The following is a 19,950-nucleotide window of genomic DNA, read 5'->3' on the forward strand; positions in this document are numbered from 1 at the left end:
GCGCCGCTTCTTTCCAAATATTTTCCTCAAGTTTTGTGAGCTCTTTGTGATATTCCTTTGAAAGTTTGTTTAAATATTCCGTGTCAATTTTCACTCCCCGTTTGTTCATTTTTCGAACTACAGCGATGAGAGGTCTCTCTATTTCTTCAAAGACCTTTTTTAGGTTTCTTTTTTCAAGCTCGCTAAAAACTGCTTGGCGAGCTTTTGCAAAATCTTTTGTCTTGGCAAAACTGAAAATATCTTCCAGTTTTGGCGACGTAATGGAAGAGTTTATAAGCCAGAGAGCGATTTGGGTCTCTTTCAGTTCATCTTTGTCTAAATCTTCTTCCTCCTTGTTCCTAATTCCTAATTCATTATTCCTTATTCCTACTTCCTTATTCCCTCCTACCGCTTCCCTAAACCGCGCCGCCATTGTCCGAAATTCAAACCGACTGAAGATTTCTTCGGCCTTTTTTTCGTCAACGCTCTCCTTCCATTCCTTTTCAGGCAGTTTAAAAAGAACCGGAGCGTCTCGGCGAATGACCGCGAGCATTTTACTGAACTCGGCTTCTTCTTTGTGCTTCTCCAAAAGCAGAACGACGCGCGCTTTGACCCCCTCTTTTTCAAACGCTTTTTTATCTTTTCCCAATTTATCGTAAATGTCTTCAATGTGTCCGAATTTTTGAATAAGCTCGGTCGCGGTTTTCTCGCCGATTCCCGGAATGCCTATTATGTTGTCCGAAGGGTCGCCTCGCAAGCCCTTGAAATCGGGTAAAAACTCCGGCCCGAAACCAAACCTTTCTTTTACTTTTTCCTCATTATAAAGAATCGTGTCCTGTATGCCTTTTTTGAGTGTGTAAACTCGGACTCTATCGCCATCTACAAGCTGTAAAGTGTCCATATCGCCCGAGGCGATGATTACATCGCAGTGTAGCGTGGAGCGTGTAGCATGAAGCGTCTGGACGATAGTCCCCAGAACATCGTCGGCTTCAAAACCTTCAGCGTCGTAGACGGGAATATTAAATGCCTCAAAAATTTCGCGTGAACGTTTTAACTGTGCTACAAGGGCATCATCGGTTTTGGCGCGCTTGCCTTTGTAATCCTCGTAAGCGGCGTGTCTGTATGTCGGCTTTGGCAAGTCATACGCGGCCGCCATATAGTCGGGCTTTAACTCGCCTATTATTTTTATAAGCATCGTGGCAAGCCCGTAAAGAGCGCCTGTCGGCACGCCGGCGCTTGTCGCAAAATCCTCCGGCAGGGCGTGATAGGCCCTGTGTATTATGGCGTGCGCGTCAAGAATCACAAGGCGTTTTGGCTTGACTTTTTCTCCTCTTTTTTCCTCCTTTGATTTTGCTTTTGGCATGATGTTATATCATTCTAACATCGCTTTGCCATAAAAAAAGCGGGACAAGGTGTGTCCTTGTCCCGCGCGAAAACTGTTTGTTTTGTTGTTGCAATGCTTGTTACTTCACGAGCATGTCGGCAATCCAGCGAAGAAATATGTCTGGAGGTACCTTATTCTTCGCTTGCTGAACAAACTCCGTTACCACCTGTTTGGCAAGCAGAGAAGGGTATCCTCCGGTTTTGCTATATTCCGTGGCCACCTGCTCCAGAAAGGATGCGAGACATCGTGCCCGAGCGGTACTCATTCTGTTCAAAAAACGTGTCACCTCGTTGTTGAATGTCCCGGCTGTTTCGCGAGAGAACTCAATATCCTCACCTTTAACCCAGATAAGACGTTGCAACAACCCAAACATCTTGCCGTCTTGTGCCTCGGGTTGTCCTCCGCGAAGCGAGGCCGCCCGATTCGCCCCCTCTAAAAGTCCAAGAATTAATCCGCGCCGAACCCGAAGTAAAAGAGGTGAGTGCGCGCTAATGTAGGTGTACATACGCGCGTACAGCCCGTGGACACACTGGTACTGGTACGCGGCTACAGTGGTTGCAGCTATGATGCGGACAACCTCGGTATCGTGGAGTGCCTCAAAATCGATGTTTAAAACGGAATTGCCACAATAATCTGGCACTTTAAAATCGGCTCCGAAGACCGTGTCTATCTTGTCTTCAACCGGCATGTCCGACAACAACACGGTGGCTACTTTGGCCCTCGTGTCATAGTAGGGTTTAAACAGAGCAAGAATAACTGCTCCGCTATAATTACAAGTACTCATAACGACTACCCTTTCAGGTTCATTCGTTCCTCCCATTCCTTTCAGAGCGGGCATACTGAAATGTTGTTTTCAAAGTCCATTCGCCTTTCAGCGCTCCTTTGTTTTGCCCTTTCAGACAACACGTCGTACGTTTTCACTCCGCTTCATGCGGACGCGAAACCGAAGAGGAACCTTGTAACTCTCTGCTCCGAAACCTACCACACCTATCCCCCCTCGTCAATACGCAATTTCTGCGCGACCGCGTAGAAGTTACCTAAGGCATGAGAGTGGCGGACAGACAAAGAAAAAATCAAGACGTGCCTGATACAGAATCGGAAAAAGTAATTCCCCGCGTGTGTTCGTCAAAAAACTCAAAGAAGAGTTTGATGTGTTCCTGTGGCAGGATGGTGGCAACACGGTCGGCCCATTCAATAAAAATAAGGTTGCGCGGGTCACGGAGCAGTTCTTCAAACTGAAGTTTCCGAAGTTCTTCCACGCTCTCCAGACGGTAGGCGTCAATGTGATGAAGAAGATTATAGCTGTTAGCTTTTAGCTTATAGCTTTTAAGAATAAGAAACGTTGGACTGTTAACCACCTCAACGACACCAAGCGCTTTCGCAACCGCCTGCACAAATGTCGTTTTTCCGGAACCCAAGTCGCCATAAAGACCGACAACCGTAGCAACGTCTGTCCTCGGCGTAAGATTTTTCAAAAAATTTTGCGCCACATCCTCCGTATCTTTCAGGCCTCTGCTTAAAATTTCCATAACAGCATTTTACATAATTTCCGTATAAAAGAAATGGCGCGGGGAAGCTTCGCTTCCCCGCGCCCGATTGAATTTCAAATCGGCGGTCCTTTTCGGTTACAGCAGAAACCGAGGATTATAAGACAGAGAACGCCGACACAGCAGAACCCGAAGGCAATTCCGCTCCAAAAGGTTAACTCTAAAGCACTTTGAATTACGAAACTCCAGATCCGCGTCTTTCTTTTCAATTTCGGCTACGTCTTTGCAAAAATTATTCAACAGATACTCTGTATATGCCTCATAATTTTTGCTTCGCCTCGCTCGAAATTGAAAAGAAATACATCGGAAGCGAGTTTCGTAACTCAAAGTAAACAATAGATTACACCTTTTTGCATTTATAAAAAAGAGGCACGCACTGACAGTGCGCGCCTTTGAAATTTCCCCTTTTCAGCGACCACCGTAGTAGTCGCGGGACGGGTCGTACGACCGGCTACGGTTTTTATTGTTACCGTACCGATATAGGTCTACATCAACCTCTGTCGTCTGCCGGAAGGTGTTTTCCCCGTAGGGCACACCTTTGGAATTTACGGCCGGCCGGACGTTTTTGTTGACGTAGAGTTCCAAGGAACCCCCGCCATGGAACATCCTCCTAAACCAAGATGTCTTCTCTTCCCTTGCTTGGTGAACCATGCGACTCTGTCCGGGCACGTACGGCACATCCGCCGTTTCCGTGTGTCCTCCGTACCGCGGCCCGGAAGTCACAACGACATGGGGTGGCGCGACATGGGAATGTCTCGGCTCGCGAGACGGCCGCAAATCCGGTGTCATCCACATGTACTGCCTCGGATCAACGTCCCGCGTGGTCGCAAAGGGCTTCCGTTCCCTCTTTGCAGGAACCGGCGGCGTCGGCTTAACTTCTTCCTTGGGTATTGTTGCCAAGTTGTAAGGAATCGGCTTCTTCCCTGCCTCCTGTCTTTCCCTCACCACTTGGGCGAGAAGTTGCCATTCGTCAACCGTCTCCGGTTTTTTGAGTGGCTCTTTTTCTTTCGGCTCAGCGACTCTTGTTTTTTCCGTCACGTTTGCAGTGGCGGGTGGAGGTGGAATAGACATACCCAGAGCCCGCAGAAATGCCTTTTTTCCTTCCTCCTCTTCACTTTCAGCCGACTGCGCTCCGCTCTGAAGAGATGCGAGGAAGCTTTCTTCTCTACTCTTGACCTCTGGGTCTTGAACCACTGAAGTTTCCGGTAGCGGAAATGACTTTTCCGTCCCTTTGTTACCACCGGCCACTAAAGTCCTTTTGACCATAACCGTATCTTCTTTTCTTCCGTTTCCGCACTGTGTCAAAAGAAGCCACGGTACAAGGAGAAAAAGAAAGAAACCCATTCCTTTTCCTCCCCCAAAAGATCCGACCAAGAGGAGCAATAACACTATCGGCGCTAAACTTTCTAAAAAGTCCATCTTTCTCCTTTCCCCTGCTTTGTCGCGGGTTTTGTTTTTTTTTACAACTGTTCTCTTTTAATTATACAACCTCTTTAACCAAGAGTCAAGCATTTTTCGGTAACCCCTCACACCTATCAGAAAGTGGTTTTATTCCTCCTTTTCTAAAGGAGGGTGGTCATTCCGATGACGGAGGATTTAAAAATCCCTCCCCCTCGCCGACTCGGGTACTCCCTTTACAAAAGGGAGAATTAAGAGTGTGAGGGGTTAGTTTTTACGGAAAAAGAGACGGCCACAAAAGCCGTCTCTTAAAACAACCGACTGACAAAATGAGTTGTGTACATCTTCGTCCACACAGCCATACAGACGCGAGTGTTCATGGCAAAGCAGGCGCCTCAAGATATCGGATAACCCAAGGATAAACTTTCACAACCGGCGAAAAACCAATCGGCGGATAGTGGTATCCTAAGCGAAAGCCATAACTATAGCTCGGCTCGTATCTATGTCCGTACATTTGATAGTACGAACCCTTGTACCCCAACATGTCGTAGGCAACCCAATATGGCGACAGGTTGTAACACGCCCTCTGATCCGGCTTTATATACATGCTTGCCCAGCCGACATAATTACCGCCGTGGTCAAAACCATAGGCCACCAAGTAAGAACCTGCCCGCGCAGGAACCGTCTGCTTTACCGGTTCGTACGGCGGTAAAGTCGCGACTTCCCTTTCCCTCCCGGGTGTTTTGTCGTAAATGACGAGCGTGTAACGCGTCATATTTTCAGGCGCGACAGTAGACGATTTCTGCTCTGTCGTGCCACAGCCGGCAAGAGCCGTCGCAAGTCCCAAGCTGAAGATTTTCAAATTCATTTCATTCCTTTTTTCACTGTTTTCTCTCCTTTTACTCTTTTGGTATAAAAGCATACTTTCATGCTGACGTCAACTCTACTTAACTTTGCGAGAAAAAGTTATAATAAAAGAAAATTTAACGGTTCCCCGTTCCCCGTTCCCCGTTCCCCGCTACACGCTATACGTTACACGTTACACGCTTCACGCTCTATGGTAACTTTTGACGAAGAAAAACAAAAACAGAAACTTGAAGCTCTTCGTAAATCGGAAGAGGAAGAGCTTTTGCGCGGGTTGGCAGTCAAGTATAAAGTCCAATACATTGACCTTACTCCCCTATCAATAAACATGGACGCTTTGCGGACAATACCTGAAAATCAAGCGCGAACGGCCAAGATAGCCGCTTTTGCCAAAGTCGGCAAAAAACTCCAAATCGCTCTGACTTCTCCAAACAATCCGGAGTCCCAAAAAATCACCGAGGACCTGTCCGCCAAAGGATACGAGGTTCAGATTTTCATGGCTACCACTGCCAGTTTGGAAAAATGCTGGAACTTGTACAAAGACCTTTCTTTCGCGACCGAAAGCAAAGCCGGCGCTTTTGAAATTTCAAACGAAGATGTAAAAGACCTTCTTGGTAAAATGCGCTCTTTGCCGGACGTCAAGAAAATCCTGGAGGAAGTTTTGACCCTAAAAAAGAGCTTAAAGGTGTCGCGTATCGTGGAAATAATTTTAGCCGGCGCTTTGGCTCTTAAGGCCTCTGATATCCATATTGAGCCGGAGGAAACCTATGTTCGTCTTCGCTACCGCTTGGACGGCGTCCTAAAAGAAGTACTGCAGTTTGACCACGAAACATACCGACTTGTTATCTCGCGGGTTAAACTCATATCCGGCCTGAAATTAAACGTCAAAACTTCGGCTCAAGACGGACGCTTCAGCATAAAACTGGAAGGAGACGACATTGAAATCAGAACGTCTATTCTGCCCGGAGCGTACAGCGAATCGCTTGTTCTTAGAGTTTTAAATCCGGAAGCAATTTCGGTTTCACTGGACGAAATGGGTATACCGAAACGACTGTTTGACATTTTGATGCGGGAAATCAAAAAGCCCAACGGCATGCTTCTTACGACAGGCCCCACCGGTTCCGGAAAAACCACCACCCTCTACTCTTTTCTGAAAACAGTCCACGACCCGGGAGTGAAAATCATAACAATAGAAGACCCAATAGAATACCACCTGCCCGGCATAGTCCAAACGCAAGTCAATAGGGACAAGGACTACACTTTCGCCTCCGGACTAAGAAGCGCTCTGCGCCAAGACCCGGACGTTATTTTAGTGGGCGAAATCCGCGACAAAGAAACAGCTTCTATAGCTATAAACGCGGCTTTAACCGGCCACCTTGTTTTTTCAACACTTCACACCAACAATGCCGCCGGAGCTTTTCCCCGACTTCTTGACCTTGGCATAAATCCTAAAGTCATGCTCTCTGCCATAAACGCGGCCATGGCGCAACGTCTCGTGCGCCGTCTTTGCGACCAATGCAAAAAAGAAGTCGCCCTTGAAGGAAGACAGAAAGACATAGCAGATAAAATAATCGCTTCTTTGCCGAAAGACGCCAAACCGACAAACGTTTCGGTTGTTTGGACGCCTGAAAAAAACGGTTGCGACAAATGCGACCACACGGGGTACAAAGGACGAATAGGCATTTTTGAAGCAATTATCGCGGATGAGGCGGTAGAGGTCATGGTTTTAAACAACCCCAGTGAGAGAGAAATAAAAAAAGCGGCCGCGCCACAAGGAATTTTGTCCATGGAACAGGACGGACTCTTGAAAATATTAGAAGGAGTGACTTCGTTTGAAGAATTAGAGAGAGTGATAGAGATAGACATGTAACATGAATACTACAAAACACTTTTTACCGTTTGTGCCTATTGCATAAGTTCTCGCCACAAGTATAGTGGAAAGAAAGAAAAACAAAAATGTTCCAGCCCAACATTCTCTAAGCAAGACTTTTATTTTGGGTAAAAGTTCGCATATTAACTAAGGATAGTTTCCGCGGTCACGCCAAAGCGGAATACCGAAACGTCCTCGTTTATACACATAGTTTGCTTAGAGAGTACTGTTCTGGAACATTTTAAACAACAAGGCATACGCCCTGTTGTTTCTGCTTGAAAAGCAAGTTTAGCACGAAAGAACTTTTGTGTCAAGTAAAGAGTCCTCGGCGTCTCTGGTAAAATATACAAATGGAAAACAAGGATAACAACTCTCCGACCTCATCAGCAGTCACAGCAGACGTATTTTTAGACCAGACCCTGCGTCCCGGCATTTGGAATGAGTACATCGGCCAAGAAAAAATCAAAAGCAACTTGAAAATACTGCTTGAAGCGGCAGCCGAAAGAGGCCACCCGCCGGAACATCTTCTTTTTTACGGACCGCCCGGTCTTGGCAAGACGACTTTGGCTCACCTTATCGCCCGTGAAATGACCGCGCAGATAAAAATAACGTCCGGGCCGGCAATAGAAAAGGTGGGCGATCTCGCTTCCATATTGACTAACCTCTCCCCAGGCGACGTTTTGTTCATAGACGAAATACACCGACTCCACAAAGCCGTAGAGGAAGTTCTTTATCCGGCGATGGAATCCGGCGTTTTGGATATTATAATCGGAAAAGGGCCGTCGGCGCGGACAATACAGCTTGATTTACCGCCTTTTACGTTAATCGCCGCAACAACTCGAATCGCTCTTCTTTCATCTCCTCTGCGCAGCCGTTTTTCAGGCGGCGTGCATCGTCTTGAATTTTACACCGACGATGAAATAGCAAAAATAATAGAAAGGTCGGCGAATATCCTGCAGGTTGAAATAGAAAATGACGCATGCAGAGAAATCGCAAGACGCAGCCGCTTTACTCCCCGCACGGCGAATTTTTTACTGAAACGCGCGAGGGACTTGGCCCAAGTGCGCAAGGGGCAGGTAACCACAGAACTGGTTAAAGAGACCTTGGAACTTCTCGGTATTGACAGCGCGGGGCTAAACCAGTCAGACAGGACGCTGATTCTCGCCATAGCGGACAAATTTGACGGCGGGCCCGTGGGACTCAATACTTTAGGGGCGGCGCTGTCAGAAGAACAGGCGACCATAGAAGAAGTGCACGAGCCGTATTTGCTCCAGCTCGGGTTTTTAGAGAGAACTCCTCGCGGTCGCGTTCTTACCCCGCGTGGCTATACGCATCTGGGTCTCCAAGTTCCAAAAAATTTGCAGAAGAAATTGCTATAACTTACTCATCTAATTTTTCTCTTGTTTTAAAACGAGGGTTATCGTCAGCGACTTTCTTAAAGATTTAAGGCGCAGAAAAATGCAAAAAATCCCCGCGGGGCTACGGGCCGAGAGCGACAGAAATTATATGAACCAAAGAGCGGTGTTTAGAGGAGAGAGTTTTTTCAAACACACTCACACTGCTTTTTTGTTCAATTCCGTCTTCGGTATTCCTAAGCTCCGTAAGGAGCGAAGGAAACCGCCCGACCCATAGCCCCGCGGGGATTTATTCCGCGCACACATTTTTGAGCGCCGAACTAAATTTTCAAAAGTTTGTCTCTATACTGACTTTTTTGCTGGATAAAAATCCGTTGAATCAATTGAATTTTCACTAATTTTTGTTATTATAATGTAATGACCAGCATTACCTTCACAATAAAACCGAGGAGAAAAACCGCTTCTTCTCGCAACAGGAAGATTGTCGTGGAAATGGATGCCAACCGCTTAGAACGGCTGGCGGCGGACTTCGGCATGCTTAATCCTGATTTTCTGAAAACCATAGAGCAGTCGGAACAGGACTACAAAGCAGGCAGGTTTCGAAAAGTCAAATCCCTGAATGCCCTCATCAAGTAACTTTTCAGTTTATCATGATTGAACTTGTTGTTACCGATAAATTTGAAACTCTTTTTGCCGAATTACCAAAGATAATTCAAAAGAAAGCCGCGAAACAGCAAGAAATGTTCTCTAAAAATCCCTTTCATCCCTCTCTTAACACAGAGAAATTGTCCCCAAAAGAAAAAGCTCTTTAGAGCTTTCATCCGCGGTCTTTTCCATCAGCGTGGGGCTTTCAAAGTGTTCTGACATGGTGTATTTCTAAGAATTTTGGTTGAACTTTGAAGGTTGTTTGGCGTACAGAGTGTCCTCTGCCAGAAGCAGGGCTCGTTCGGGGTCGTTTTTATAAATCGCGACAAGGTCAATATTTTTTTCGGATTGGAGAGAATCAATCGTGTCACCAAAATCTTTAGGATATTTATCTATCCACTCAAGCAGTTTTTCGCCTGAAGAAAAACCGTAAAATTTCTCTGCCATGGCGACCTGCATCAGCTTGCGCAACTTGACTCTTTCGTCCAGAGAAATTTCCGGATTTTGATTTGGCTGTTCCAAAAAATCTTTCATTGTTGTTATCTTACGTTCGCATGCGATATTAGTTAAACATAGCTACTATGATACATAACAAAGCCAACAGTGGCAATTTTATCGGTTTTTTCTTATGCTACTAACTACTTATTACTATCTACTTTCTAAACCATGACGGGTCATAAAACGTGGTACACTTAATCTATGCCCAATTTTATAAAAATCTCCAGGGTTCGTTTGGAGAATTTGTATATCCGGAAGAGTTTAAGCTCCTACCAAATAGCCAAGGTTTTTTGTTGTAGCCAAAATACCATAATGGAGAGACTGTCGCGATACAAAATCAAGACGCGTACAATTCAGGAAGGAAAGGCTCTTACTAAGCCCAAATACCCAAGGAAAGATTTCGACGGGACAAAAGAAGAAATGTCTTACCTCATAGGATTTCGCTTGGGAGATCTGCATGTCAGAAAAACACACCCGAACAGCCCCACTGTCCAGGTACATACAAACAGTACTAAGCAAGATCAGGTCGATTTGATGTTTCGTTTGTTTGAACCGTACGGCTATGTTAAAGCGAACGGACCAGACAAACGAGGAGCTACGAAAGTTAGATGTTTCTTGAATAATTCTTTTCTTTTTCTCTTTCCAAAGGAAGAAAAAATTGCATCATGGATTTTAAGCTCCGTACCCTGTTCACTTTCTTTTCTTGCCGGCTACATAGACGCGGAGGGGTCTTTTGGACTAAATCCGAGGACACAGCCATTCTTCAGCATGAAAAGCCAGGACAAGGAGATAATGTCGGCAATACAATCCATCATACTTCCCAAACTTACAATTGATACCAAACTTCATTTTGTGCGAGCTAAAGGGTCTGTTATGAATGGTATAGTATCAAATAAAGACGTGTATGGAATTTTTATATATAATAGACGAGACCTCAACCTTCTTCTCTCCGCAATATTCCCTATTCTTAAACACGCAAAAAGAAAGATAGACGCGTTAAAAGTGATTAGCCATATAAAAAAATGTCAGGACACAATCGCTGGTCTCAAATAAAACGCCAAAAGGGCAAGACAGATGCCGCTAAATCAAAGATTTTCGGCAAATTTGCCAAGAGTATTACCGATGAAGCTAAAAAATCGGGTGGAAACAGGAATTCCCCCGGACTTAAAACGGCCATTGAGCGCGCCAAGGCCGAAAATATGCCAAACGACAACATTGAAAGGGCTATTAAAAGAGCTACGGAACAGAAAACCGCCATGGAGGCGATTGTCTATGAGGCCTACGGGCCGGGTGGGGTTGCGATGCTTATAGAAGCGCTGACCGACAACAGAAACAAGGCGGCCCAGGAAGTAAAATTTATTCTTTCCAAAAACGGCTACTCTCTGGCCGCCCAAGGTTCCGCCTTGTGGGCATTCACCAAGCAACCGGCAACCGGCGAATGGAAACCGACTACTACTATTGCCCTATCTGAAGACGACATCGTCAAACTGGAAGCGCTTGCCGAAGAGCTTGAAAATAACGACGAAGTGCAAGAAGTTGTAACCAATGCAGAATAAAAATTGTGTAGCGTGTAACGTGTAACGAAAGATGGAACACAAAACTTATCATGAAGAATTGAAGCGGTTATTAGACGAGTACGCGCGAGAGGTTTACGCAGTGACAAAAAGTTTCCCTAAAGACGAGATGTTTGGAGTAACTTCGCAACTACGCAGAGCTTCGTTGTCCATTGTTTTAAATTATATTGAAGGTTACGCCAGGCAAAGAAAAGAGGTACTCCGAAATTTTATAGAAATTTCTTACGGCTCACTGAAAGAAAGTAAATATCTTGTCTATTTCTCACTTACGCAAAATTATCTGAAGGAAAAGGAACACGACAAGCTAATCAAACTTGCGGAACGAATTGGCAAAATGCTGTGGGGTATACTAATTGGCCTAAAAAACAAATGACTTTAAACGCTATACGTTATACGCCATACGCTACACGCGTCCTCGCCATTGATCCCGGCTACGAACGCCTGGGAATAGCCGTTTTGGAGAAAAAAGAAAGCATCCTGCGCAACTCTCTGCTCGGAAAGAAATTGCCGGGTTTTCCTTCCACTCCAAACCCTTATCCTCAACCCGTCAAAGAGGATATCAATGAAAATACTCTCCAATTTCTTTCAAAAGATTTGGGACAGGTTGGTACACCTACTTATTCCCCCACCTCACCCGCGGATATCTCCTCTCCCAACACCCCTCCTCCTCAAAGAGGAGAGGTTGGGTATTCTGGAAAAAAAATATTGGCGGAAGAGCTTCTTTTTTCGGAATGTTTCAAAACCTCCTCCAAGTTGCCTCACGCGGAAAGATTACGTCTTATAGGAACAGAGCTTGAAAATGTCATAAAAAAATACGAGCCGAAAGCTCTCGCCGTTGAGAAACTTTTCCTAAACACCAACCACAAAACGGTCATGTCGGTTTCCGAAGCGCGAGGAGTAATTCTCTATGAAGCGGCCAGAGCAGGTCTCAAAATATGCGAATATACTCCTTTGCAGATAAAGATCGCCGTAACAGGATACGGACGCAGTGACAAGCATCAAGTAATATCCATGATTTCTCGGCTTATAACTCTTCCCCTCGGACACAAAAAACAAGACGACGAGTATGACGCCATAGCGGTGGGGCTCACGTTTTTCGCCACGGAAAAATGCCTTGCAACACGGAACTTGTAACATGGAACAAAGTGCCATACGAATAATGAATTTTGAATCCGAAATTCATTATTCATTAGAAATTCACGCTTTGTAATTCTGAATTCGTAGTTCCATGTTCCATGTTCCATGTTCCATGTTTCGTATTACATGATTTTTGCTCCACGAGTTATCTCCTTGCAATTTTTTTTATTTTTGGTAAAAATATATTTGTTGGACTGAAATTATAGGCAAATAATTTTTAATATGGAAGAAGAAAATTTAGAAGAAACCGCGAGCTTGGAAGAAGGCGATGCTTCGCTTGACGAACTCGCCGAAAAAGAGGACGGGCTTGGTTTGATAGAGGACACCTTTGACGACATTGACGAACTGTAAAAAGAAAACCTCCGCTTGGCGGAGGTTTTCTTTTTACTTTACTTTAATTCTTATAAACCGGTGTTTGCCCACGCGAATGTCCATATCGTTTGTTACTGTTATCTTAGGATCGGGTGGAAGCTTTTCCCCGCCAACAACAGAAATTGCTCCTTTTTCAATAAGTCGCCTGAACTCGGTTTTTGACTCCACGGTTCCTGAAGCAATCAGAATGTCCGCCAAACTTGACCCATTCTGCGCTACTGTTTCCGGCGCATTTTCGGGCATTTTACCCGCCCTGAACGTCTCTTCAAAGGCCTTTTCAGCACCCTCGGCTTTTTCTTCGCCATGATAAGAGGCCACGATTTCTCTAGCCAAACGCATTTTTATTTCCTTAGGATTTACACTTCCCTTTTCCAATTTGACCTTTATTTCTTCTCTCTCTTCATCGCTCGCGTAAGTCGTTAAAGCGAAATACGAAACAATGGAACTGTCGGGCAACGACATTGTTTTACCGTACATGTCTTCCGGACTGTCGGTGATGGCAATATAATTATCGGCGCTCTTACTCATTTTTTCGTCTCCACTTATTCCTGAAAGCAAAGGCACCGTCATAACAGCTTGTTCCGCGACGCCGTTTATTTTCATAACGTCCCTGCCAAAAAGCATATTAAACGTCTGATCTGTGCCTCCTATTTCCAAATCGCAAGAGCCGTAAATTTTTGACAGAACATACGAATCAATTCCTTGAAGAACCGGATACATCATCTCGTGCATGTAAAGTTCCTCGCCTTTATTGATTCGCTCCTGAAACATATCACGGGCGATAAGACGGCTGTGTGACACGCGTCTCAAAGTCCAAAGAAAACCGCGTAATGTTATGACCGCCACACCTTTGTCTGGATTTTCTTTTGCCTGCATTCGCGTTTTCTCAAAAACAGCAGCTTTGCCGGGAAAAGAGTTGGCATCGTAATTTATAGTAACCTGCTTGCCGTCCTGATTAATGTTTAAACTGACAGTGTGACCGGACGGAAAACCCAAGTCGGTAATAGCGGTGAACCAATCGGAGTTTCTTATCCAAGAGAAAACCTTTTTGTCAGTAAGCAGAATCTTACCAACTTGATCTACGTAGGTTTTCATGTTTTCCTCTATTTCTTTCTGTTCAAGTTCCGGACGGACTTTGCTTTTTCCCGTGGGGTCGCCGATTTGAGTAGTGTAGTCGCCAATCAGAAAAATAACTTTACAACCAAGCTCCTGAAAGGCGCGAAGTTTTCTAAGAACAACGGCGTGCCCAAGATGAATATCGGGACGAGTCGGGTCAACACCATGCTTTATCACGATGTCGCCTTCGTACTCCCCCCGAACTTTTTTCATCAGTTTTTCGCTGAATTTTCCTTCCGGATCAATAAACTCCGCGACACCTCGCCGTAATACCGCGTTGATTTTAGCGTCTATGTTTTCTGACATGATTAATAATGTAACATAAAATACTGAATTTGTAATACGCGTGACTTTCATCTGTCCCAACTTAAAGTATGATAATATACCCCTATGGTTCGTAAAAAAGCTCGCCTTTTCAAAGGTTTTATAAAAAAAGCGGCTATCGTGGCAAGCATGGCTTTCCTTTTTCTTGCCGGAGCCGGTCTTTTATGGGTTTCCACTTTTAAAATTCCCGATCTTTCCACTTTTGATGAAAGGAAAGTGTCCGAGTCCACCAAAATCTACGACCGCACGGGAGAAATACTTCTGTACGACGTTCATGAAAACATAAAACGCTCCGTTGTTCCCTACACTGAAATTTCCACTAACATAAAAAACGCCACCGTTGCCATAGAAGACGACGAATTTTGGCAACACAAAGGTATAAAACCGGTGGCTTTTTTACGAGCGGTTTTTGTCAACCTGCAAAACAGAGAATTTTCGCAAGGCGGTTCCACCATCACCCAACAGGTTATAAAAAACGCCCTTTTGACATCTGAAAAGAAAATTTCACGAAAACTGAAAGAGTGGGTTTTGGCTTTAAAGCTTGAGAGAACTTTTTCAAAGGAACAGATTTTGGCCATCTACTTAAACGAAGTGCCGTACGGAGGCAGTGTTTACGGCATACAAGAAGCCAGTCAGTCGTTTTTCGGCAAAGACGCCAAAGACCTGACTATAGCGGAATCGGCTTATCTCTCGGCCCTTCCCAACGCCCCCACGTACTACTCCCCCTACGGCAACAACCGCGACAAACTGGAACAGAGGAAAAATTTTGTTATACACAGAATGAAAGCAAGCGGTTTTATAAGCGAAGAAGAGTACCAGGAAGCCCTCAAAGAAGAGGTAGAGTTCAAAGAACAACAGAAAACCGGAATCAAAGCTCCGCATTTCGTCTTTTTTGTAAGAGAGTATCTTGAAAAAAAATACGGCAAAGACGCGGTACAAAGCGGAGGATTTAAAGTCATAACCACCCTTGACTACGGTTTACAGGAAAAAGCCCAAGAACTTGTGGCAAGTTTTTTGAAAGATAACAAAGAAAGATGGGATGCCGAAAATGGCGCCATGGTGTCCATAGACCCGAAAACCGGCCAAATACTGGTCATGGTCGGCTCTCGCGACTATTTTGACACGGAAATAGACGGAAATTTTAACGTCGCGATAGCGTACCGCCAACCCGGCTCATCTATTAAACCCATCGTTTATGCTTCGGCTTTCTTAAAAGGATACACGCCGGAAACGGTTATTTTTGACTTACAGACACAGTTTTCATCTTCTTGCGAACCTCATGACTTTTCAAATGAATACCCGTGCTACAGCCCGAAAAACTTTACAGGCGGTTTTTCCGGTCCAATTATGATGAAAGACGCCTTGGCCCAGTCCGCCAACGTCCCTTCAGTAAAAGTCCTATATCTTACTGGAGTACAGAACGCGATATACACAGCGAGAGATTTAGGGATTACTTCTCTTAACGACCCTTCCCGCCTTGGATTATCTTTGGTTTTGGGTGGAGGCGAGGTGTCGCCTCTTGATATGGCATCCGCTTATTCGGTGTTCGCAAACGGCGGTAAAAGAAATCCGGCAACCTCTATACTTAGAGTGGAAACGCCGGATGGTAAAATACTGGAAGAATTTAAACAAGACGAACGGCAAGTTATTCCCGAACAGATAACTTTGCAAATATCGGCCATTTTAAGCGATTCGCAAGCCAGAGCGCCGGTTTTCGGAAGGGTCAACCAGTACATGGTTATACCCGGACACGACGTCGCTATAAAAACCGGTACAACAAATGACGTCAGAGACCTGTGGGTCTTGGGGTATACCAAAAACCTTGCCACGGGCCTTTGGGTGGGCAATAACGATAACCGCCCGATAGGTAAGGCATCAAGCGCGAGCATTCTGCCCCTTTGGCACGCCTATATGACAGAGGCGCTCAAAACAAAAGACACTGAAGCGTTTCCCGAACCGTCGCCTTCAAAAACCGAGGACCTAAAACCGATACTTCGCGGTATTTGGAAAGGCGGAGACGTCTACTACATAGACGCTTACACAGGAGGGTTGGCTACGGAACACACGCCACAAGAGTTGAAACAGGAAAAAGTTCTTACATCAGTCCACTCAATACTTAACTGGATTGACAAGGACAACCCGCAAGGCGACTCGCCAACAAATCCCGGAAACGACTCCCAGTACGCAAACTGGGAATATCCGGTTCGGCTTTGGGCTATTCAAAACGGCTACATGGACGAAACACCTGATATTATTCCGGGGGCGAGAGACGACATCAGAAACCCTTCAAACATACGCGATGTTTCCATAATCACGCCGATTGCCAATACCCCCCACCTTGCAAACGATCGCATAACGGTTTCCATAAACTACGACGGGGTTTACCCTCTGCAAAAATTTGAAGTTTTCATAAACGGGGCGTACATAGGAGAGGCAAAAAACATCAATCCTCTTTTCAGTTTTACACCAATCAATATTCCAAACATAAGCGGTACAAACATCCTGAAAGTCATTGCTTATGACGAGTTCTTAAACAGTAAAGAAGCGAGTATTGATTTTACAGTGTCGGGTATTTAATAACTGTGAATTACGAAATGTCTTTTTCGGCGAGGTCTTCGTGGCGCACGGAGATTTTTTACTAAAAATCTCCTCTCTCCGGCGCCAGTCGCGCCTCCGAAGGCGCCTCTCAAACCTCGCCTCAACAACATTTCGTAATTCAAGGTTAATAACCGTTGAGCTGCAGCAAAAAGTAATTGCTCACACTCTCACCCAAATTTCAAAAAAACTTTTCAATCTTCCTTCCTATTTTTGACTCAATAGCGGCAAACACTTCTTTTTGACGCATAAAAATTTCACTCTTAAGAGCGGGCCCAGCCATTATTTTTATCCTGCCATTCTCAAAAGAAACGTTTTCCTTTTTCAAAGGACGCTTCACAACCTCAAAAACAGCTTCAATAATAGCGGTTTTTGCCGAAACAGCATCTGTTTCGGCGTTTTTAAATTTTTCTAAATAAATAGATATTTGATGCATAGCAACAAAAAAGTATCCAGAGTAGAACCAACCCATCAAACTAATCCACTGTCCTACCACTATTTATTCATAGGCATCACCAAATAAGTGAATGTGGAGTTATTTTCACCCCTTATTACAAGAGGTTTACCGGACCCGTTAAAGGAGAGAGAAACGCTATCCGCTTCAATGGAAGCAAGACAGTCCGAAATGTATTTATAGTTAAAACTTATATCAACAGCTTCTCCGGTTACCGACGCCTTTAAAGTGTTATAGTTTTCACCTATCTCGTTGTTTTTTGTTTTTATCTCACAGTTTTTCTTTTGAGGGTCAACTGAAATATTTACTTGGTTGAAATTATCGGAAAACACAGAAGCGATTTTTAGCGAACTTAAAAGGTCTTGTTTTAACACAATGGCTTCTGTTTTGAATTCTTTTGCCAAAATCTGCTTATAGTCGGGGAACGACCCTTCTATTATCCTTGATGTTAAATAGACATCGGAAAAAACAAAAGAAACCTGATTGGAACCTATATGAACCTCAACATCCTCGTTTTTTGCCTCCAAAACTTTTATCATCTCCGGGATGTTTTTAAACGGAACAAGGATGGGTGGAAATTTTTTATCTTGTTTTCTTTTCACCCTTTTTTCCGCCAACCGAAAAGAGTCAGTCGCCACAAAAACAACCGTCTGACCATCGGGATAAATATATACCGACGAAAGCTCCGGTTTCATACTGGAAACCGCCGCGCTATACCAAACTGACTTAAAACCCCTGACAATATCCGAAGCCGGCATAGTAAACAAATCTTCCCCCGAAAGTTTTGGTATTGTTGGAAAATCATCATGGTTTAATGTTTTTATTGAAGTTTTATTTTGCTCCGAAGAAATAGAAACAGCGCCATTTTGTCCATCAAAAGAAACACCGCCTTCTGTTTGTAAATTTGAAACAAAAGAATACAAAACACTGCCGGGAATGGCCGAAACACCTTCATTTTCAACTTTGGCGGGAAAAGTAACATCTATACCCATATCCAAATTTGTCGCTTGCAACGAAACTTTTTTATCATTAGCTTTCAATAAAACACAAGAAAGTATCGGTAACGTAGTGTTTCTTCCTGTCACCCTTTCAACAAGAAAAAGCGCTTGTTTGAGTTTTTCTTTAACGCAACTGATTTTAAGACCTTGTTGTTCCTTCATTTTAGTATATTTTATATTTAAAGAGATTATTACTACTACTAAGGGTGTGGATATGGGGATGTTATGGGTTTGGTGCTTTAAAATAAAGTGTTTTTAATGTTTTTAACTGTGGATTACTTTTGTGTTGAGTGGGATTGTTTGGGGTTAAGTAAAAAATTTAAATGTTACCTGTGGAAAACTTTAAAGTTTTTAGCGGGTTATCCAGTGGATATAAGAAGGTTTTCAACAGGTAATCAACAGGTTTTTCAACTTATCATGGATTTTATTTGAGTGATCTCCCCTGCTAATATGGAATCGGTTTTCAATTCATTTTTTATTTTTTCACAAGAATGTATGACGGTGGTGTGGTCGCGACCTCCAAGTTTTTGGCCTATAAGGGGGAAAGAAACATTACACTCTTCTCTTAAAATATACATAGCCAGTTGTCTTGGCTTCACTATTTCCTTTCGTCTGGTTTTTTCATATATGCTCTGTTCCTCTATGTTATAAAAGTCGGCTATTATTTTTATAACATCTTTTATTGCCACCGCCTTTTTTGGCTGGTCATTATTTTTTACAAGGCCTTTTATTTCATTTATGTTAAGTTCCCTGCCTTTTAAATGCGTTTGGCATATTATTCCGTTCACGAGACCTTCCAATTCCCTCACACTGCCCCCCGTGGTTACCGCTATAAATTCAAGGGCATCATCGGACATCAAAACGTCATGTTGAGAGAACTTGGTCCTTAGTATTGCGAGGCGAGATTCGTGGTCGGGGGCGGGTATATCCACTATCATTCCGGCGGCAAAACGTGTCTTTAATCGGTCTTCAAGGTTTGGAATAAAGTTCGGATGTTTATCGGATGAAAATATGATTTGTTTGTTGTTTTCGTAAAGGCCGTTGAAAAGGTGGAAAAGCTCCTCTTGGCTTTTTTCTTTATTAGCCACGAATTGAATGTCGTCCATTATCAAAACGTCGTATTTCCGATAATTTTCTTTGAATTGGTTTATTCTGTTTGATTGGATGGCGTTTACAAGCTCGGTTACGAAACGCTCCGAGTTTATGTAATAAACCTTTTTTTCCGGAAAATTCTTCTTTATTTGGTTGCCGATTGCTTGTATAAGGTGTGTTTTGCCGTGCCCTGTGTTTCCATGGACAAAAAGAGGGTTGTATACACTTCCCGGCCTTTTTACTATTGCTTGGGAGGCGGCATGGGCCAGCTCATTAAAAGGTCCGACTACGAAGGCTTCAAAAGTGTAGCGCGGGTTTAAATTACTGTCTTTGTTTATACGGTTTTCTTCGAGTGGCAGTTCTGTATTGGAGTTTATGGGTTGGCTACCTAACGGATTACGATTCTCTGTTTTCCGTTGATCGTTTTTCGCGACTATATACTCCAAAGAGCGGACATTTTCAGAAAGGTTACGCAGTGATTTCAGGATAAATTTATGATACTTGTCCTGAAGCCACGTACGCACGAATGGGTTGGGAACAGCCAAATGTACCGTTCCACCCTCTTGTTTGAGGACGTAAGTGTCTTTAAACCATGTGCTGAAATTGGCCTTTGAAACAGAAAGTTCAATATCAACAAGCGCGCTGTCCCAGAGTTGTTTGTTGTCCATATATAATCAAACTAATAACTTATAACCCGAGACCGAATCGCAAAAAGTTAGAAAGATGCTTGCAAAGAGAGTGAAGATTG

21 protein-coding genes are annotated in these 19,950 nt (G+C 44.1%); 10 read left to right on the plus strand and 11 right to left on the minus strand.

Features of this window, described 5'->3' with window-relative positions:
- From Q8P86_02500 to Q8P86_02525, 6 genes are all read right to left on the minus strand, one after another.
- Nucleotides 1-1,342, minus strand: a 1,342-nt coding sequence (locus tag Q8P86_02500) for a 5'-3' exonuclease H3TH domain-containing protein (protein MDP3996538.1), incomplete at its 3' end; no start/stop codon positions are given.
- Between the two features lie 100 nt (nucleotides 1,343-1,442).
- Complete coding sequence (locus tag Q8P86_02505; GenBank protein MDP3996539.1) at nucleotides 1,443-2,201, minus strand: hypothetical protein; 759 nt, start codon at nucleotides 2,199-2,201, stop codon at nucleotides 1,443-1,445.
- Nucleotides 2,202-2,436: 235 nt separating this feature from the next.
- Complete coding sequence (gene tsaE, locus Q8P86_02510; GenBank protein MDP3996540.1) at nucleotides 2,437-2,892, minus strand: tRNA (adenosine(37)-N6)-threonylcarbamoyltransferase complex ATPase subunit type 1 TsaE; 456 nt, start codon at nucleotides 2,890-2,892, stop codon at nucleotides 2,437-2,439.
- A gap of 96 nt (nucleotides 2,893-2,988) precedes the next feature.
- Nucleotides 2,989-3,237: a hypothetical protein gene (locus tag Q8P86_02515; protein MDP3996541.1), complete on the minus strand. Its 249-nt coding sequence runs from the start codon at nucleotides 3,235-3,237 to the stop codon at nucleotides 2,989-2,991.
- An 81-nt stretch (nucleotides 3,238-3,318) separates the two neighbouring features.
- Nucleotides 3,319-4,329 carry a hypothetical protein gene (locus tag Q8P86_02520; GenBank protein MDP3996542.1) on the minus strand — a complete coding sequence of 337 codons (1,011 nt, stop codon included), beginning with the start codon at nucleotides 4,327-4,329 and terminating at the stop codon, nucleotides 3,319-3,321.
- A gap of 355 nt (nucleotides 4,330-4,684) precedes the next feature.
- The gene (locus Q8P86_02525; protein MDP3996543.1) at nucleotides 4,685-5,230 is read right to left on the minus strand and encodes a hypothetical protein; all 546 of its coding nucleotides are present in this window, start codon (nucleotides 5,228-5,230) and stop codon (nucleotides 4,685-4,687) included.
- 135 nt (nucleotides 5,231-5,365) lie between these two features.
- On the opposite strand from Q8P86_02525, the gene Q8P86_02530 reads away from it, so the two are divergent.
- The 4 genes from Q8P86_02530 (at nucleotide 5,366) to Q8P86_02545 (ending at nucleotide 9,209) form a co-directional block, all read left to right on the plus strand.
- Nucleotides 5,366-7,042 carry a GspE/PulE family protein gene (locus Q8P86_02530; GenBank protein MDP3996544.1) on the plus strand — a complete coding sequence of 559 codons (1,677 nt, stop codon included), beginning with the start codon at nucleotides 5,366-5,368 and terminating at the stop codon, nucleotides 7,040-7,042.
- Nucleotides 7,043-7,392: 350 nt separating this feature from the next.
- Entirely contained in the window at nucleotides 7,393-8,421 is a 1,029-nt protein-coding gene (gene ruvB, locus Q8P86_02535; GenBank protein MDP3996545.1) for a Holliday junction branch migration DNA helicase RuvB, read from the plus strand.
- 393 nt (nucleotides 8,422-8,814) lie between these two features.
- Nucleotides 8,815-9,033 carry a hypothetical protein gene (locus Q8P86_02540; protein ID MDP3996546.1) on the plus strand — a complete coding sequence of 73 codons (219 nt, stop codon included), beginning with the start codon at nucleotides 8,815-8,817 and terminating at the stop codon, nucleotides 9,031-9,033.
- Nucleotides 9,034-9,047: 14 nt separating this feature from the next.
- Nucleotides 9,048-9,209, plus strand: a complete 162-nt coding sequence (locus Q8P86_02545) for a hypothetical protein (GenBank protein MDP3996547.1) — start codon at nucleotides 9,048-9,050, stop codon at nucleotides 9,207-9,209.
- Nucleotides 9,210-9,273: 64 nt separating this feature from the next.
- Here Q8P86_02545 and Q8P86_02550 read toward each other — a convergent pair whose 3' ends face one another.
- Nucleotides 9,274-9,576: a hypothetical protein gene (locus tag Q8P86_02550; GenBank protein MDP3996548.1), complete on the minus strand. Its 303-nt coding sequence runs from the start codon at nucleotides 9,574-9,576 to the stop codon at nucleotides 9,274-9,276.
- 165 nt (nucleotides 9,577-9,741) lie between these two features.
- Here Q8P86_02550 and Q8P86_02555 point away from each other — a divergent pair, with 165 nt between their 5' ends.
- The 5 genes from Q8P86_02555 to Q8P86_02575 all read left to right on the plus strand — a co-directional run bounded on the left by Q8P86_02555 (nucleotide 9,742) and on the right by Q8P86_02575 (nucleotide 12,602).
- Nucleotides 9,742-10,593, plus strand: a complete 852-nt coding sequence (locus Q8P86_02555; GenBank protein MDP3996549.1) for an LAGLIDADG family homing endonuclease — start codon at nucleotides 9,742-9,744, stop codon at nucleotides 10,591-10,593.
- Complete coding sequence (locus Q8P86_02560; GenBank protein MDP3996550.1) at nucleotides 10,563-11,096, plus strand: YebC/PmpR family DNA-binding transcriptional regulator; 534 nt, start codon at nucleotides 10,563-10,565, stop codon at nucleotides 11,094-11,096. The genes Q8P86_02555 and Q8P86_02560 overlap by 31 nt, the downstream gene beginning before the upstream one ends.
- 58 nt (nucleotides 11,097-11,154) lie before the next feature.
- On the plus strand, nucleotides 11,155-11,487 hold the full coding sequence (locus Q8P86_02565; GenBank protein ID MDP3996551.1) for a four helix bundle protein: 333 nt from the start codon (nucleotides 11,155-11,157) through the stop codon (nucleotides 11,485-11,487).
- Nucleotides 11,484-12,248: a crossover junction endodeoxyribonuclease RuvC gene (locus Q8P86_02570; GenBank protein MDP3996552.1), complete on the plus strand. Its 765-nt coding sequence runs from the start codon at nucleotides 11,484-11,486 to the stop codon at nucleotides 12,246-12,248. Before Q8P86_02565 ends, Q8P86_02570 begins: the two co-directional genes overlap by 4 nt.
- Before the next feature lie 225 nt (nucleotides 12,249-12,473).
- Nucleotides 12,474-12,602 (plus strand): hypothetical protein, encoded by a 129-nt coding sequence (locus Q8P86_02575; protein ID MDP3996553.1) that lies wholly within the window; start codon nucleotides 12,474-12,476, stop codon nucleotides 12,600-12,602.
- A 33-nt stretch (nucleotides 12,603-12,635) separates the two neighbouring features.
- Here the strand turns inward: Q8P86_02575 and tyrS are convergent, their stop codons facing one another.
- On the minus strand, nucleotides 12,636-14,045 hold the full coding sequence (tyrS, locus tag Q8P86_02580) for a tyrosine--tRNA ligase (GenBank protein ID MDP3996554.1): 1,410 nt from the start codon (nucleotides 14,043-14,045) through the stop codon (nucleotides 12,636-12,638).
- A gap of 84 nt (nucleotides 14,046-14,129) precedes the next feature.
- On the opposite strand from tyrS, the gene Q8P86_02585 reads away from it, so the two are divergent.
- Nucleotides 14,130-16,640, plus strand: coding sequence for a transglycosylase domain-containing protein (locus Q8P86_02585; protein MDP3996555.1), 2,511 nt, complete (start codon nucleotides 14,130-14,132; stop codon nucleotides 16,638-16,640).
- Between the two features lie 199 nt (nucleotides 16,641-16,839).
- On the opposite strand, the gene Q8P86_02590 is transcribed toward Q8P86_02585, so the two are convergent.
- The 3 genes from Q8P86_02590 to dnaA form a co-directional block, all read right to left on the minus strand.
- On the minus strand, nucleotides 16,840-17,094 hold the full coding sequence (locus tag Q8P86_02590; protein ID MDP3996556.1) for a hypothetical protein: 255 nt from the start codon (nucleotides 17,092-17,094) through the stop codon (nucleotides 16,840-16,842).
- A 59-nt stretch (nucleotides 17,095-17,153) separates the two neighbouring features.
- Nucleotides 17,154-18,272 (minus strand): DNA polymerase III subunit beta, encoded by a 1,119-nt coding sequence (gene dnaN / locus Q8P86_02595; GenBank protein ID MDP3996557.1) that lies wholly within the window; start codon nucleotides 18,270-18,272, stop codon nucleotides 17,154-17,156.
- 245 nt (nucleotides 18,273-18,517) lie between these two features.
- The gene (gene dnaA / locus Q8P86_02600) at nucleotides 18,518-19,870 is read right to left on the minus strand and encodes a chromosomal replication initiator protein DnaA (protein ID MDP3996558.1); all 1,353 of its coding nucleotides are present in this window, start codon (nucleotides 19,868-19,870) and stop codon (nucleotides 18,518-18,520) included.
- Between the last annotated feature and the right edge of the window lie 80 nt (nucleotides 19,871-19,950).

The sequence above is a fragment of the bacterium genome, assembly GCA_030699905.1.
Lineage (GTDB): Bacteria > Patescibacteriota > Minisyncoccia > Phycocordibacterales.